The following is a 16,303-nucleotide window of genomic DNA, read 5'->3' on the forward strand; positions in this document are numbered from 1 at the left end:
GTTCGTGAATGGCAGCAGCGGGTCGCAAGCCGCCGTTCGAACAAATTCCGCACTTTCACGGAGTGTCCTATGATGGCAAGAGGCTTGACGCAGGAGCATGCCATGCCGACCATCAATTTCATTTATCGCGGATGTGTCGTAGACATCGATATCGGAGAGCGAGCGGCATTGTGGGACATCACAATTGAGGTAGTGCCCTACGACGGCGTCGAGCTGATCGAAGCGATCGGTGCGAAAAAGCTGAAGCTGCCCAAGACGGAGGAACTGGACGTCATCACCAGCGAGTTGATCTGCGAGGTTCAACTGGCCATCGATCATCGCTTGGTGGGATGTTAATCCCCTCCCAATGAGCCGAGACCCACGTTGCCGTGTCGGCAAACATGAGTCTCGATGAAACGTTCGCGCCACGGAAAATGAGCGGGGGTTGCATTGGACGAATGAAGTGGTTCGAGCGGCAAGGGCACCTCACGAACCACTTCATCCTCACTTACGGATAGCGTATAACGCGATCGCGGATGCTTCGGCCGCATTTCAGGAGCTGGTATAAGCTCATTGGCACTAATGATGGGGGCAGGTCACTGAGATGGCGCGATTGGGATGAGCTGGAACCGAATTTTCCAAATCGGACTAGCTACTGTTAGCTTTGCCCCCTTTCGGTCGGGAAAGTCTCCGTTGGCCGATGATCGATAGGCCTTCCAATTGAAACGCTCGTCCTACTCCGTCACTCGGAGCTTCGCTGACGTTTTGCAAACATGTGCAACGTCGAACACGAGTATTGCGTCCACACAAACGAGAAGCGCCTGTTGTCTAGTCGCGAAAAGAAGAAAACTCCGAGTCCGGTCGCCAGAACTCAGAATTGCACAAGTTGCTACCGTTGCGACTGGCGGACGAAACTCTTGAAGAAGTCGATCGATTCGTCGTCACCGCGCCGCACAGAGCCGCCAAAGTAGATTTCGTCGAAGTAGCGTTCCTCCTCATCTTCGTCGAAATCCAGTGGATACACCCGTGGCATCTGATTCAAGCGACGCCTGACGGTTGATCTGTGCACAAAGATCAATTCCGCGATGGCACTCAGTGACTTGCCGGACGCATGAAGTCGCCAGATATAACGGTTAATCAGCGATTTAGCGATAAACGGTTCGAAATCACTTTCGTAACCGGCATCAAAGACACGACAGTTGCAGATCATCTTTCCAAAGCCGAAGCCATACATATCAGTGAGTCGCGCGGAATCGATCGAGAACGCGTAATGTGCATTCGGATTGGGCTCACAGGCTTCCACGTCGAAGTAATCGTCACAGAACTCCCTAATGTCCGGCATCTCCTGTTGGTCCGAAGGGATGATGAACATCACGACATAGGTCGACGATTTCTTCGCAGCCGAGCGAATCTCATGCATCGCGTCAATAAATCGCTCGAGGGACAGCAAGTCACTGGGTTGGGAAAAGGTAACGCATCCGCCGCTTGCCCTTTCGATCATCGGCACGACGGTGTCCAACCCTTCGTCGCTGCTGAAATTATAGTTGCTGCGCGAACTGACATTGCAAAACATACGAGGAACAGGGTTTGCGGACGTGCCCCCCAGTGTGGCAAGGCTGAGTTTGTCCGGCCCATGCGCTCCACCGGAATGCATGGACCACAAGAAACGGACCGAAGGCAGGCACACGCCAGCAATTTCGTGACCGCAAACGAACTGCTTCTCGACGGCTTCACGAACCCACCACGAGTAGGGTTCGGGGGCTTTGACGACGATCAAGCCATGCGGCATCGTGTTGATCTGCTTAAGGAAGTCGCTATTGCTACCCTGACGCACGTGAGTCGCGCGCCGGCTCACCGATTTATCGGGTTGCTGTTTTTCAATAGGCATGGAGGTTCTCCGAAGGGCATTGCTTAAACATCAGCATGGAGTTGCGATCAATGGGTCATATGAATCATCTTCAGCTCGACCTTCTCCGATGTCCGGAGCCCTGAGCTCGGGAGGGGGTGACCGATCGTCTTGGGCTTTCGTGGAAGGGCTAGATGAATCGAGGAGGGAAACGCCACCGGCGCTTCACAGAAATATGAGCACGCGGAATTTTTTTGACGTCTGGCACCGTCCACCACATTCGCTCGCCCGGATTGGATGACGCGGTTGCTCAAACGATAGCGGGGGGCGGTGGATGGTTTCTTTACATTATTCGCCCGCCACCATGGTCACACCGTGCCGCCGACAGCTCAGCATTGCGGGACGACCGAAATTCGAGCACGCGGTAGTAAGCGTTGCGGCCATCTTTTCGATATGGAAGCTTGTCAGGGTATTTCTGGAAATGAACCTGATAGGTCAACGTTACTGCTTCCACGCCAGAATCCGCGCGGTCTCAGCATTGGTTGCTCGGTTTCCGGGCCTGGGTGCGTGATTTCGGGCTGCGTTGCTACTCTCAACTCGCAATTGATCATCGTTTGGTGGTGTGCTAATTCCTTAGAGATGAACCGAGACTGACGTTGCGGTCACGGCAACGTCAGTCTTGGCGGAACGCATGCACGAGGTGGGTGAGCAGAAGTCGTCGAGTGTTTCAGTGGACGGATCAAGTGGTTCGAGCGGCAAGGGCACCTCACGAACCACTTCGCACCCACTTACGGGTAGCGGCGAGCACGAGCACCAACCGCACACGCCGGGTAACGGCTAGCCCACTTAGGAAAATCCGGGCGCATGTTATCAACGGAGAAAATCTCCGCCAGAGGCAGGGGATCAATCATCGGGCGGTCGAGAAGGATGTCGATGCCTGTCGATGCACGGATTGCCCTGCGATGACGATCAAACGTCGACACCGGGCACATCGTCCGCAGATCGGCCCCACGCGCCCACAGTTCCAGCATGTACCGCAGGTGCTTACTGACGCCATCGATCTTGTCGCGCAACTGCGACAGTGGCACATACGACTCAAGACAAAGGTGGGCCATTTCTTCCCAGAACACTTCGCGCACCTTTTCCACGGTCCACGCCGAACCGCGACTGAGCTTGTGCTGCGACAGATACTTCTTTTCCAGCTTGAGTTCGACGCGAACGCTCCGCTTCGCGATGACGTTGAGATCTTGCCAAATTTCCGCAGCATCTTCGCCGACAACCGCCCGAAGATACTTGAGCGAACGCGTGCGCTGATCGGTCAGTTTCTGCGCTTTGTCGTAGAACAAGACTGCAGCGTTACGACGAGGCGCTTCGACACGAACACCAACGCCCTGCGATATCACTGCGGGACGGAATTCCCAGGTCGAATTCAGGCGAATGTGTTCGAAGATTTGCTTCTGCGCAATGCCGTCAGGTAAGACGAATCGTTGCGTGATATCCAGCGCATCAAGAGTGAAGTTGCCTGCTCGCCACGCAATGCGCTGCTGCTCTGTGTGTTTCAGCTTCATCGCGTCAAGCACGGCACAGATCAATGCCGAGCACAACATGTTCACATCGTTCGAGCCGAACACGTTGTGCCCTTGCAGGGGAGTGAGCGGCGTAGTTCGGATGTTGATGGCGGCACCATTCTCGAGCGACGTCACCTTGATGGGCGCGCCGTTCGGATGCAGCGAGACGGTAGTGCTGTAGCGCTTCGACACGGGCTGCGCTGACGCACTATTCTCAGCGACCTTGATGCGTTCGTTACCGAACGGCTTGTGTCGAAACGGAAATGTGATGTCGGCCAGATCGATCACGCGAATCCTTCGTGCGAGTTGAGTAAAAGGGAGCTGCACATGCCCTTTACAACTTCTTGGATTCGACATCGTGGATGAGGAGAACTGCGGGGAATTTTGGGGGATGTTGCTGCGGAAGCCTAGCGGTGGACGTAGATGAGGGGATATAGATTAGTATTCTGTGGCGGTAGCGATCGATTGCTAATTCCCCGGATCGTTTCTGTTGATGCGCACAATGCGCTCCGCTCGGGAGCGAGCAAGTATAAGGCGAGAAAAGGGGGCGCATCGCTCCCGAGCAGAAAGAATGGATTCGAATGAAAAACGCCGGGCTAGTGTGACCTAGCCCGGCGTTGCGCCAGTTGCGCGAATTGCGATTCCCGCCCGCAACGCTTAATCGAAGTCGTCGACCGGGAGGTCCGAGTTCGACGTATCCACGTCGTCGAAGACCAGCGAGTCGATGTACTGTTCAAGCTGGCTCATCGGGATCGTCTGCTTACAGGGAGGACGCATTTCATCCAAGCGGCGCTTCACGTTCGACTTGTGCAGGTCAACCAGGCTGCCGACTTCAGCAAGGGACTTGCCGGACGCACGCAACTTCCAGATCAAGCGATCAAGAAGCGACTTGGCGATGAACGGCTCGAACGTTCGCTCGTACCCCATGTCAGTCATGCGAAGGTTGCACATCACCTTGCCGTAGCCGAACACGTACATGTTACGGAGTCGCGCGGATGCAATCGAGAACGCCTGGTGGGCATTCGGATCGGGCTCGCACTCTTCAACGTTGAAGTACTCGTCGCAGAAATCACGAATGTCCGGCATCTGCTCTCGTTCGGAATGACCGATGAACATCACCGCGTAGGCCGACGACTTCTCGGCTGCCGAACGAATTTCGTAGATAGCGGCGACCAATTGTTCCAGTGACAGCGCGCCGCAGGATTGCGAAAAGGTTACGCACCCACAGTTAGCGCTATCAATAATAGGCACAAGCGTTTCCAGTCCTTCATCGCTGCAGAAATTGTAGTTGCGGCGCGTCCCAACCTGATAGAACTCACGGGGAGCCGTGTGCTTGGCATTGCCTTCCAAGGCGGCAAGCGCATTGAGTTCGTCCAGCACGCGCACACCTCCGGAATGCATGGACCACACAAACTCGGCCGGAGGCGAGCAAACGCCGGCAATCTCACCGCCGCACGCGAACTGCGTTTCGAAGGTCTCGCGAACCGCCCCCAAACAGGGTTCGGGAGTTTCGACAACCGTCAAGCCAGACGAAATGCTGTTGATCTTCGCGAGGAAGGACATGCTACGACGGCGAGTGACAGCCCCCGTGCCGTCGACGCGGCGGTGGACAGGACCAGCGTTGGACAGAGCTTTATTCGGCACGGTAGACCTCCGCAGCAACGCCGCCAACGCGCATCTTTTCAATGAACGCGTCAACATCTTCACGGCGGTAGCGGACGGAGCGGCCGAACTTGTAGTAGGGCAACTCCTCCGAAAATTTGCCGAGATAGCGCCACTGCGCCGGGGTCTTCGGGCTCAGATCAAGTTTGGACGAAAGTGCGCGATCGTCCAGGAACTCATGCAGCAGTTCCTGGAGTACATACGGCACGGGGACGGGTGTTTCGGTCATGCTGATCTCCTAGTCTCATGAAGTTTCGCCACAACCTTCGTGGCAACGTCAATTTATGGAGATCAGCCCTGAGCGAGAATACAAAATGGTCGGGGGACGAAAATGTATTGCGTTATCTTTTTTTCTTCGTTCGTTTAGGAGGCGACATTCTTGCCACCTGCGCGTGGCCGCCTCCGGCGAACTGGTATGCGTTGTCCAAACACCGATTGATCAGCTTAATCACTGACTTCCCTCCGGAGAGGTGGTGAAAAGTGAAGTATTTATGCAACGCCTTCCGCAATGGAACGCGTATGCGCAGATGCTCCTGCAAGTAGTGGGCTGGACTGGGCGAAAGATATGGGTTTAGCGAAAAATCCAACCCAGATACTGAGATCGGGGGAAATTTGTCCCCCCACTTTGCTTCCAACTCGCCTTTCAGCGTACCCGCCTCGAGGGACCCGATGAGATCGACCATTCGAGCAGTGCTCTGGAGCGTATCGTATCTCGCCGACGTGGAATTCCAGTTTGAATTAACTGCGAGAAACGCCTCAAGCGCTTCTCTTTGATCCGCATCAACGGAAGAACCAACTGAATGCTCAAGAATCTGAAGGAATTGCTCGCGACTGCCGCTGAGCGTCTCACCGCCACGATCCCCTCCTTCAAAGAGCCCGCCGATTTTCCGTCGGAGCGAGTCCATTTGCACATCGAAGTTTCCAGTGATATCAAGGCGAACCATCACTTCGGTGCCCGTGCAGTATCCAGAAACAGGCAACGATAAGTGCTTATGAAATAAGTAACTCTTGGCAGAAAACCCGGGGGCAGGACTGATGACTTGCGGCGTAGTCGACGCGAATATCCACGAAAGTCGATTTCGTGGATCATCTCCTGGGAAACGCTTCTCTACTTCTGCAGCTGATAGCGACGGGTCAACCAAACGAATAACACCCCAACGCTCGCGAAGGTAATCCTGGACGGAAAGGACTACATGGATTGGGTATGCCTTCTTATACTCGTCGTACCTCATTCCCGGAATGGCTTCGGGATCGCAATAGTAGCCGTCGAGCAGCATCTTTGGCAGCGGGATTGCCGGTACATCTTCACATACCCTATCATTCCAATAGTCATAGTCCCGCGCGTAACCATTATTCCTACGCAGGAATTCCCATGCCCAAATCGATGGGTCGTGGAGCGTATCCCGAGGATATAAATTGGAATCGCGCCAATCGGCACGAACGACGAAGAGGCGAAACTCGTCCGGAACGCAAGCCATTGCCATCATTCAATGCTCCTTATTGACGCCGCTACAGATGGTAGCAAAGGAGTAGCAATGGCACACTGCAGGGACAAAAGAAAAGGGGTTAGCCGAAGCTAACCCCTTGATCCTGCTGGTCGGAGCGATAGGATTCGAACCTACGACCCTCTGATCCCAAATCAGATGCGCTACCAGGCTGCGCTACGCTCCGACGAAAGAGGACGAATTCTAGAGGTTTCCTTGCGCCGCGTCAAATGGTTGTGCAGATTCCCGGCATTTTCCCGGCGCCGACTGCATGGGCGGTGCACAATGACACCGTCATCCCGGTTCCACCGACGGTCATGCCGCCGCCATGAAAGCCCGCCATAGTGGGAGGTTCACCATGCCAGAACCCGTGTCGATGAACCTGATTCTCTGGCGTCACGCCGACGCCGAAAACCTGCCTGCCACCCTCGCCCTCAGCGCCCAGGCCGATCTGGCCCGCGAACTTACCGATCGGGGCCGCAAACAGGCCGACAAGGCCGCTCAGTGGCTCCGCCCCCGCCTGCCCGACGACGCGCTGATTCTGTCCAGCCCCGCCGTTCGCGCCGTTCAGACCGCTCAGGCGCTCACGCCGACGCCCCGCATCGTGCGCGACCTCGCCCCGGGCGCCAACGCCGTCACACTGCTCGGCGCCATCGACTGGCCAGGCACCGCCCAGACCGTCGTGCTGGTCGGCCATCAACCGGCCCTCGGTCAACTCGCCGCGCTCCTGCTCAGCGGTCAGGAGGCCTACTGGACCATCAAAAAGGGCGGTATCTGGTGGCTCGCTTCCCGCCGCCGGGAAGACGAAAGCCAGGTCGTGGTGCGCGCCGTCATCAATCCGGACCTGATCTGACACATTTCGTGCGCGCTGCGCACTCGCCATCCCAAAACCCCGAAAGCCCCATGGAATGGACGTCGTAAGGCAATGAATCAGGGGGCTGCCTCATGACAGCGGACGTTTTGTCATAGAATTGTCGTCTACCGTTCACGGAATCGACATTGATGCTTTTTAAAGTACGTCGCAACGCGACCGTCACAAAAAGGGCTTTTATGCGCGACCTGCCGAACCCCACTATGCCGCTCTCTTCGTTGACCCCCACGTCGCGGAGGCGTCTTCCTCGCCCTGAAACGCCTGTCAAACCGAATCTGGCTGTGGCGTGGGTACGCGACGAAAGCGAGCTTCGTGAAGCGCAGCACCTGAGATACCAGGTCTTCGCCGAAGAAATGGGCGCATCGGTCAAGGGCCCGGCTGGCCTCGACGTCGACGAATACGACCAATACTGCGACCACCTGATCGTGCGCGATCAGGACTCGCTCAAGGTTGTCGGCACCTATCGCGTATTGCCCCCCTCCCAGGCCAAACGCCTCGGCCGCCTGTACTCCGAAGGCGAATTCGATCTGTCGCGCCTCGACCATCTGCGCCCGAAGATGCTCGAAACCGGTCGCTCGTGCGTACATACCGACTACCGCAACGGCGCCGTCATCATGGCGCTCTGGAGCGGTCTGGCCGAGTACATGCTGCGCAACGGACTGGAGACGATGCTCGGCTGCGCGAGCGTGCCGATGGCCGATGGCGGCCACTACGCCGCGAGCCTCTACCGCAAGCTCCAGGACACCTCCATGGCCCCGGCCGAGTACCACGCCGTGCCCCGCATCGCACTACCGGTCGACGAGCTGCAATCGACGCTCGACGTCGAGCCGCCTGCTCTGGTCAAAGGCTACCTGCGTCTGGGCGCCCGCATCTGCGGCGCGCCGGCCTGGGACCCCGACTTCAATACCGCGGATTTCCTCACCCTGTTCCGCCTCTCCGACATGAATCCGCGTTACGCGCGTCACTTCCTCGGACCGGAACTCGTGAGCAAGCTCCAACAAGCCTGACAGACGATCCCCCGAGGTACTGCGCCCCTGAGCGTTGCAGCCTTGCAGGCCAACGTGCAGAGGAACGAAAAGCCCGGCAAATGCCGGGCTTTTCGTTTGCTGCACCTCACATGCCGATGGCACTGCGCACGTCAGGCGTACACGACCTTGTAGCGCATGCCGATCTTTTCCCACTCCTGCGCTTCGCGCTGCAAGCTGTAATCGGTGAGCGGATTGGCATCGATCCACTGACGCGGCACCGACACCTGAAAGCCGTCGCCCAGACGTTCGACTTCGATGCTGTCCGGCAGCGCGTCTGTACGGCGACGACAGAACAGGACCGCCAGCCGCAGGCAAAACAGCAGTTGCCAATCGACCTGCTGCGCCTGCGAGGCGAGCTTGCCCAACTTGCCGACGTGCCCCAGCAGCAACTCGGCAAGACGCGCCTGATCCGGGCGTGAGAAGCCCGGCATATCCGCATTGCTTCCGATGTAGGCCGAGTGCTTGTGATAAGCACTGTGCGAGATCGAGAGTCCCATCTCGTGCAGCGACGACGCCCAGTTGAGCAAGGCCTCGCCTTCCTCACGACCATCGTCCACTTCGCTGGCTTCGTCTTCGGCGTCCTTGGCGTGCGCGCCCGCCACGTCGAGCGGCAACTGACGATACAGCGAAATGGCGAGACGCCCGACCCGCTCGGCCTGCGCTCGATCCACGCCGTACCGGCGCACGAACTGCTCGACCGTCACGGCACGCATGTCCTGATGCTGCGTACGCCCCAGCAGGTCGTACATGACCCCCAGACGCAGCGCGGCGTCGGTTGTCTCCATGTGATCGACTTCGAGCTCGTTGAAGACGGACAACATGATCGACAGGCCGCCCGGCAACACCGGAATACGATCCTGCTTGAGCCCGGCCAGTTTCAGACGATTGGCGTTCTCCGCCTTGATGAGGGCGCGCTTGAGACGCTCAAGGCCGCCACGGGTCAGGCCGTGCACGCCGCCGTCATTAAAGCCATTGGCTTCGAGCAACTCGGCCAGGGCACGCGCCGTGCCGGACGACCCGATCGCCTGGGACCACCCCGCTTCACGATAGGTCGCGGAAATGATCTGAATTTCGCGACGCGCGGCCAGTTCGGCCTGCTTCATCGCATACTCGTCGACATTGCCGCTGGGGAAGAACTGCCGACTGTGGCTCACGCAGCCGATGTACAGACTCTCCATGATCAATGGCTCGTAGTCCTGACCGATGATGAACTCGGTCGAGCCGCCGCCAATGTCCACGACGAGACGATTGCCCGCACACGTGGGCACGGAATGCGCCGCCCCGGCGTAAATCAGGCGCGCTTCTTCACGTCCGGCAATCACTTCGATGGGAAACCCCAGGGCACGCTGGGCTTCGCCAAGAAAGTCCTGCGCGTTCTTGGCAACGCGCAACGTGTTGGTTGCCACCGCCCGCACCTGATCGGGATGAAAGCCGCGCAGTCGCTCGCCGAAACGCTTGAGCACCTCCCAGCCCCGCTGTTGGGACGGATGATCGAGGTACTTCTCGGCGTTCAGTCCCGCCGCGAGCCGCACCGGTTCACGCAGCGCATCGACCTGATAGATCTGCGTCCCCGCGGATGTTTCCTCCACGCGGCCGATGATCAGGCGGAAACTGTTCGAGCCGAGGTCGACGGCCGCTAACAATGGCGATGGGGTGCTCATGTGGGAATGCGCCGAAGCGAAGAAGGCCGAAAAGCCCGATGCTCAACTTTAAAAGCATGACGGGCACTCGACAAATAAATGACGAATACGTTACAAATCGAATATGACACGTCGTTGACAAATGTGAATGTCATATAACTGTAACAATACGAATGAAGAATTCACGCCAATCCCATGTCTTCCGCACGTTCAACATGAATTACCCGCTGCTCAACCGCGAGCTGGGCATTCTCGCGTTCAACGAACGCGTGCTTGCCCAGGCAGCCGATCCGGCCACGCCATTGCTCGAGCGCCTGCGCTTCGTCTGTATCGTGAGTAGCAATCTGGATGAATTCTTCGAAATTCGCGTCGCCGGGCTCAAGGAGCAGATGCGCGAAAATCCGGGCATGCTCACGCCCGACGGCATGACGTTTCAGCAAGTTTACACGCAAGTCTGCGCCCGGGCACAGGCGCTCGTCGAGAAGCAATATGCCATGTTCGACAGCCTGCTCCCGCTCATGGAGGCCGAGGGCATCGCCTTTCACCCGTCCGGCAGCTGGAACGACGCGCAAGTCGAATGGGCGCGCGACTATTTCCTGCGCGAACTGGTCCCCGTGCTCACCCCCATCGGGCTGGATCCCGCGCACCCGTTCCCGCGCGTGCTCAACAAGAGCCTGAACTTCGCCGTGGAACTCGAAGGCAAGGACGCCTTCGGCCGCGACGCGGAACTCGCCATCGTTCAGGCGCCCCGCGCCCTGCCCCGTCTGGTGCCCATGCCGGCCGCGCTCGCGCCGTTGCCGAACAGCTTCGTGCTGCTCAGCTCGCTCATGCTGCGTTTTGCCAGCGAGCTGTTCCCCGGCCTTACCGCCAAGGCGTGCCATCAGTTTCGGGTCACGCGAAACAGCGATCTGTTCGTCGACGAAGACGAAATCACCAATTTACGCACCGCGCTGCAAGGCGAGCTCCCCGCGCGCCACCTCGGTGACGCCGTTCGGCTCGAAGTCGACGCCGGCGCCCCGGCACGCCTGGTGCGCCGACTCCAGACGGAGTGCGGACTGGCCGACTCGGACTGCTACCGCGTCAAAGGGCCCGTCAATCTGGTGCGCCTGATGCCGCTGCCGGAGATGGTCGACCGGCCGGACCTGAAATTCGTACCGTTCGTTCCGGCATTGCCCAAGCGCATGAGCGCTTCGCCCGCCATGTTCGATCTCATCGATCAGGGCGATCTGCTGTTGCATCATCCGTATGACAGCTTCCAGCCCGTGCTCGAACTGCTGCTGCAAGCGGCGCGCGATCCGGATGTCGTCGCCATCAAGCAGACCATCTACCGTACCGGCAACGAGTCGGCGCTCATGGACGCCCTCATGGAAGCCGCGCGCAACGGCAAGGAAGTCACGGTGGTCGTGGAACTGCTGGCGCGCTTCGACGAGGAGACGAACATCAACTGGGCGGCGCGCCTCGAAGCGGTTGGCGCGCACGTCGTCTACGGCGTGGTCGGCCACAAGTGCCACGCGAAGATGCTGCTCGTGGTGCGTCGCACGCGCCAGGGCAAGAAGACGTTCCTCAAGCGTTACGTTCACCTCGGCACCGGCAACTATCACCCGCGCACGGCGCGTCTGTACACCGACTTCGGCCTGATGACCGCTGACGAAGCGCTGTGCGCCGATGTCCACGTCGTGTTCCAGCAACTCACCGGCATTGGTCGCCAGACTCACCTGCATGGCCTCTGGCAGTCGCCGTTCACGATGCATTCGCACCTGCTCGAAGCGATTCGCCGTGAGACGGAAGCGGCGATGGCCGGCAAAAAGGCCCGCATCATTGCCAAGATGAACGCGCTGCTCGAACCGACGATCATTGCCGAGCTTTACAAGGCATCGCGCGCCGGCGTGAAGATCGACCTGATCGTGCGAGGGGTTTGTGCACTGCGCGCCGGGGTAAAGGGGTTGTCAGAGAACATTACCGTGCGCTCGGTCGTCGGGCGCTTTCTCGAACACCATCGCATCTATTATTTCTACGCAAACGGCGACGAGCACGTCATGCTCTCCAGCGCCGACTGGATGGAGCGCAACTTCTTCCGTCGCGTGGAAGTTGCGTTCCCCGTGCGAGACAAGCGCCTGAAGGCGCGCGTGATTCGCGAAGGGCTGATGGTGCATCTGCGCGACAACACGCTGTCGTGGCTCATGCGGCCAGACGGCAGCTACGCGCGACGTAAGGCGGGCAAGACGCCATACAACAGCCAGATGGTGTTGATGCAGGAAATCACGCAGCACGTGCAAACGGGGAACTGAGCGGACGACTTCGCGGGCACGCGCCGCAACGCCCAACGAAAAAGGCGCTCGGCCGCGAGGTCGAGCGCCTTTTTTTCTACGGAAATCGGTCGCGCTGACCCACCCGCATGCTGCCCCGTGTCAACCGTCCACCGACACCTGCTTCGGGGCCTCGATCAGCGTGCGATGCACCACGCGCGTCGGCGGGAAATGGATGGCGAACGTGCTGCCGCGCCCCTCCTCGCTGGTCACGCGCAGATCGGCCTGATGGCGCGTGAGTACGTGCTTGACGATGGCGAGTCCGAGCCCTGTCCCCCCCGTGTCGCGCGAGCGGCTGCGGTCGATGCGATAGAAGCGCTCGGTCAGCCGGGGGATGTGCTCGGCGGGAATGCCGAGTCCTGAATCGATGACGGCGAAACGCGCGCCGCCGTCTTCCGTCGCCCCCCATTCGATGCGGATCTTGCCGCCCTGCGGCGTGTAACGCACGGCATTGCTCACCAGGTTGCTGAACGCGCTGTGCAACTCGCCTTCCGCGCCGCGCAGGTCGAGACCGTCTGCGCCGAGCACTTCGATCACGTGTTGACCCTGCGACAACCCCTCGGCATCGCCACGCAGCGAGCGCATTTGCATGCCCATGTCGATGCGGTCGTCCGGCGGCGGTTTGCCGCTGCCTTCGAGCTTCGCCAACGTCAGCAAATCGTTCACGATGTTCTGCATGCGCCCGGCTTGTTGACGCATGATCTCGACGTAACGCTGAATCTCGTCTGGCGACAATGGCAGCTCGCCAACGGTCTCCAGGAAGCCGGAGAGCACCGTGAGCGGTGTCTTCAGTTCATGGGAGACGTTCGCCACGAAGTCGCGCCGCATCGCGTCGGTGCGCTCCAGATCGGTCACGTCGAGCGAGATGATCAGCTTGCGATTGTCGCCATAGGGAAACACCTGCATCGAGAGCACGTTGTTGCGCTTTTCGCCCATGTGATGCATGAGCAGCGCCTCGTCGTAGCGCTCCGACGACAAGTAATGCACGAAGGCCGGTGTTCGCAGAAGATGGGTGATCTGTTGACGCAGATCTCGCCGGGCGTCGATACCGAAATGCGTCTCGGCGATCGCATTGCACCACTCGATCTGGTTTTGTTCGTCGAGCATGATCACGCCGTTGGGCGATGCCTGGATCGCCTGAATGAAGCGTGCGTGCTGTTGTTCCACCTGCTTGACCTGGTTATGCCAGCGCTTGGCCAGCTTGTGCAGCCGGTAATAGATTTCGCCCCACAACCCGAGTGCGCTCGGCACTTCGCCGTAGACCGGCGCTTCGAGCAGACGCCAAAGTCGCTGCGCGTGATAGACGTTGAAGAAAAGCTGTATCACCAGCAGAACGACCGCGGTGACGTAACCTGCGCTCGCACCGAACATCCAGCCGACAGCCACCGAAATGGCCGCTTGCAGGATGAGGAACGCCAGCGCGCGGGCCCAGATGATATTCATAGACGATGCACAGGAAGGTTGCCGCGCGGTACCCCACGGGCGGGCGCGGCATGGGCACGGCAGGCGCTGAGCACAGCGTTCGATGGCGCCAATGGGGCCAGACGCACCGGACGAACCTGACGAACCTGACGGTCCGGAAGCGACCGACCCGCTCGGGCGCGCCGGCCTCTCCTTGTCAGACGGACTTCGTCAGACGATAGCCGCTGCCGCGTACGGTCTCGATCATAGCATCGTGGCCTGCCGGCTTGAGCGCCGCGCGAAGCCGCTTGATATGCACGTCCACCGTACGCTCCTCGACGAACACGTGATCGCCCCACACCTGATCGAGCAACTGCGAGCGGCTGTGCACGCGCTCCGGGTGCGTCATGAAGAAGTGCAGCAGACGGAACTCCGTCGGGCCGAGGTCAAGCTTGATGTCGCCGCTCGACTGATGGCTCGTGACGCGATGCGTGGCCGGGTCGAGCTTCAGACCGTTCACGCTCACCACGTCCTCGGTCAATTGCGGGGCGCGGCGGCGCAGCACGGCCTTGATGCGCGCCATCAACTCCTTCGGCGAGAACGGCTTGGTGACGTAGTCGTCCGCGCCGATCTCCAGGCCCATCACCTTGTCCTGCTCTTCGCTGCGCGCGGTGAGCATGATGATCGGCACATGCTTCGTGCGCTCGTTCGCGCGCAACTCGCGCGCAAACGTCACGCCCGACTTGCCCGGCAGCATCCAGTCGAGCAGAACGAGATCCGGCAGGACGTCACTGATCAACGTGAGCGCCTGCTCAGCGTTGTACGCCCGGATCGGATAGTGACCCGCGTGTTGCAAGTTAACGGAGATCAGCTCGGAAATTGCCGGCTCGTCTTCCACGATCAGAATGCTGCTAGGCATCGGTTCCCTCTCAAACCTTCAGTAATGTCAGGCGTGTTGTCCGCTTTTGTGCCTTACTCGCCCTGCACCTTGCGCTGCAGATCTTCGCGCGAAATGTGCCGGACGTCGGTGCCCTTGACAATGTAAATGATGAACTCGGCAATGTTCTTCGCGTGATCGCCGATCCGCTCGATCGCCTTGGCGATGAACAGGAAGTCCAGACCGGCGGAGATGGTCCGCGGGTCTTCCATCATGTACGTCACCAATTTTCGCACGAAGCCGCGGAATTCATTGTCGATGGCCTTGTCGTCGCGCACGATCTCGGCCGCCGCCACGATATCGAGGCGCGCGAACGCGTCGAGGGTGCGACGCAGCAATTGCGCAGCCATCTCGCCGGAGAGCTTGATTTCGGCGAAATTCACGCTCTGCGCCGCGCCGTCTTCGAGCAGATGGCGCGTACGCTTGGCGATCTTCTCGGCCTCGTCGCCCGCGCGCTCGAGGTTGGTGATCGTCTTCGAGATCGAGAGCAGCAAACGCAGGTCGCGCGCGGTCGGCTGACGGCGGGCGATGATCTTGCTGCACTCTTCGTCGATCTCGACTTCCATCGTGTTCAGACGGTGCTCGTTGGCGATCACTTCGTCGACGAGCGTACGGTCGAACGTGTTCAGGCCCTGCATGGCCGTCACGATCTGGGACTCGACCACGCCGCCCATTTCGAGCACACGCGAGCAAACCTGATTCAGGTCGGAATCGAACTGGCTGGAGAGGTGTTTATCGTTCATGTCGCAGGTTTTCCTCGTGGCATCAACCGAAACGGCCGGTGATGTAGTCTTCGGTCTCTTTGCGGTCCGGCTTGATGAAGATCTTCTCGGTTTCGCCGAATTCGATCAGCTCGCCCAGGTACATGTAGGCCGTGAAGTCCGAGCAACGGGCGGCCTGCTGCATGTTGTGGGTCACGATCACCACCGTGTAATCGTCCTTGAGCTCGGCAATGAGCTCTTCGATACGGCCCGTCGAAATCGGGTCGAGCGCCGAGCACGGTTCGTCGAGCAGCAGCACTTCGGGGCGGATCGCGATGCCGCGCGCGATACACAGACGCTGTTGCTGACCGCCGGACAGGCCGTAGCCCGACTGTTGCAGCTTGTCCTTCACTTCGCTCCACAGCGCCGCCTTGGTCAGCGCCCACTCCACGCGATCGTCCATTTCCGAGCGCGAGAGCTTTTCGAACAGACGCACGCCGAAGGCGATGTTGTCGTAGATCGACATCGGGAACGGCGTGGGCTTCTGGAACACCATGCCGACCTTCGCGCGCAGCAGCGCGATGTCCTGCTTCGCGGTGAGCAGGTTCTCGCCGTCCATGTTGATCTCACCCTCGGCGCGTTGCTCCGGATACAGGGCGTACATCTTGTTGAACGTGCGCAGCAGCGTGGACTTGCCGCAGCCCGACGGGCCGATGAAGGCCGTTACCTTGCGATCGGGAATGCGCAGGTTGATGTTCTTGAGCGCGTGATACTTGTCGTAGAAGAAGTTCAGGTTCTTGACTTCGATCTTCGAGGGCAGCTTGATTTCTTGCGTCGGGTTCGTCATGGTCTGTCTCAACCGTCAGGTAGGCGTTTGTCG

14 protein-coding genes and 1 tRNA gene are annotated in these 16,303 nt (G+C 59.3%); 4 read left to right on the forward strand and 11 right to left on the reverse strand.

All coding sequences use genetic code 11. The features are described from left to right. The first annotated feature begins 102 nt into the window (after nucleotides 1-102). Nucleotides 103-336 (forward strand): hypothetical protein, encoded by a 234-nt coding sequence (locus PCA31118_RS25345; protein WP_150627714.1) that lies wholly within the window; start codon nucleotides 103-105, stop codon nucleotides 334-336. 532 nt (nucleotides 337-868) lie between these two features. Here the strand turns inward: PCA31118_RS25345 and PCA31118_RS25350 are convergent. The 6 genes from PCA31118_RS25350 to PCA31118_RS25375 form a co-directional block, all read right to left on the reverse strand. After that, nucleotides 869-1,867: a helix-turn-helix domain-containing protein gene (locus PCA31118_RS25350; RefSeq protein WP_150627715.1), complete on the reverse strand. Its 999-nt coding sequence runs from the start codon at nucleotides 1,865-1,867 to the stop codon at nucleotides 869-871. 746 nt (nucleotides 1,868-2,613) lie between these two features. Continuing rightward, nucleotides 2,614-3,681 carry a phage/plasmid replication protein, II/X family gene (locus tag PCA31118_RS25355; RefSeq protein WP_150627716.1) on the reverse strand — a complete coding sequence of 356 codons (1,068 nt, stop codon included), beginning with the start codon at nucleotides 3,679-3,681 and terminating at the stop codon, nucleotides 2,614-2,616. 369 nt (nucleotides 3,682-4,050) lie between these two features. Next, nucleotides 4,051-5,037, reverse strand: a complete 987-nt coding sequence (locus PCA31118_RS25360; RefSeq protein ID WP_150627717.1) for a hypothetical protein — start codon at nucleotides 5,035-5,037, stop codon at nucleotides 4,051-4,053. Continuing rightward, entirely contained in the window at nucleotides 5,027-5,284 is a 258-nt protein-coding gene (locus PCA31118_RS25365; RefSeq protein ID WP_150627718.1) for a helix-turn-helix domain-containing protein, read from the reverse strand. The genes PCA31118_RS25360 and PCA31118_RS25365 overlap by 11 nt, the downstream gene beginning before the upstream one ends. Nucleotides 5,285-5,396: 112 nt before the next feature. Beyond that, the gene (locus PCA31118_RS25370; protein WP_150627719.1) at nucleotides 5,397-6,542 is read right to left on the reverse strand and encodes a transcriptional regulator domain-containing protein; all 1,146 of its coding nucleotides are present in this window, start codon (nucleotides 6,540-6,542) and stop codon (nucleotides 5,397-5,399) included. Nucleotides 6,543-6,649: 107 nt separating this feature from the next. Further along, a tRNA-Pro gene (locus PCA31118_RS25375) sits at nucleotides 6,650-6,726 on the reverse strand. 189 nt (nucleotides 6,727-6,915) lie between these two features. Between PCA31118_RS25375 and PCA31118_RS25380 the strand changes: the two genes are divergently transcribed. Then, the gene (locus PCA31118_RS25380; protein ID WP_150627736.1) at nucleotides 6,916-7,392 is read left to right on the forward strand and encodes a SixA phosphatase family protein; all 477 of its coding nucleotides are present in this window, start codon (nucleotides 6,916-6,918) and stop codon (nucleotides 7,390-7,392) included. 197 nt (nucleotides 7,393-7,589) lie between these two features. Then, nucleotides 7,590-8,417, forward strand: coding sequence for a GNAT family N-acetyltransferase (locus PCA31118_RS25385; RefSeq protein ID WP_044456386.1), 828 nt, complete (start codon nucleotides 7,590-7,592; stop codon nucleotides 8,415-8,417). A gap of 131 nt (nucleotides 8,418-8,548) precedes the next feature. Here the strand turns inward: PCA31118_RS25385 and ppx are convergent, their stop codons facing one another. Beyond that, nucleotides 8,549-10,099, reverse strand: a complete 1,551-nt coding sequence (gene ppx, locus PCA31118_RS25390; protein ID WP_150627720.1) for an exopolyphosphatase — start codon at nucleotides 10,097-10,099, stop codon at nucleotides 8,549-8,551. A 152-nt stretch (nucleotides 10,100-10,251) separates the two neighbouring features. Between ppx and ppk1 the strand changes: the two genes are divergently transcribed. Further along, on the forward strand, nucleotides 10,252-12,366 hold the full coding sequence (gene ppk1, locus PCA31118_RS25395) for a polyphosphate kinase 1 (protein ID WP_150627721.1): 2,115 nt from the start codon (nucleotides 10,252-10,254) through the stop codon (nucleotides 12,364-12,366). 120 nt (nucleotides 12,367-12,486) lie between these two features. Here the strand turns inward: ppk1 and phoR are convergent, their stop codons facing one another. The 4 genes from phoR to pstB all read right to left on the reverse strand — a co-directional run bounded on the left by phoR (nucleotide 12,487) and on the right by pstB (nucleotide 16,270). Further along, nucleotides 12,487-13,827, reverse strand: a complete 1,341-nt coding sequence (phoR, locus tag PCA31118_RS25400) for a phosphate regulon sensor histidine kinase PhoR (RefSeq protein WP_150627722.1) — start codon at nucleotides 13,825-13,827, stop codon at nucleotides 12,487-12,489. Nucleotides 13,828-14,002: 175 nt separating this feature from the next. Then, nucleotides 14,003-14,704, reverse strand: a complete 702-nt coding sequence (gene phoB / locus PCA31118_RS25405) for a phosphate regulon transcriptional regulator PhoB (RefSeq protein ID WP_010805263.1) — start codon at nucleotides 14,702-14,704, stop codon at nucleotides 14,003-14,005. Between the two features lie 53 nt (nucleotides 14,705-14,757). Further along, nucleotides 14,758-15,465 (reverse strand): phosphate signaling complex protein PhoU, encoded by a 708-nt coding sequence (gene phoU / locus PCA31118_RS25410; protein ID WP_044456391.1) that lies wholly within the window; start codon nucleotides 15,463-15,465, stop codon nucleotides 14,758-14,760. Nucleotides 15,466-15,487: 22 nt separating this feature from the next. Further along, entirely contained in the window at nucleotides 15,488-16,270 is a 783-nt protein-coding gene (gene pstB / locus PCA31118_RS25415) for a phosphate ABC transporter ATP-binding protein PstB (protein ID WP_039397158.1), read from the reverse strand. Nucleotides 16,271-16,303 lie beyond the last annotated feature (33 nt).

Source organism: Pandoraea captiosa (assembly GCF_902459775.1).
Classification (GTDB): Bacteria; Pseudomonadota; Gammaproteobacteria; order Burkholderiales; family Burkholderiaceae; genus Pandoraea; species Pandoraea captiosa.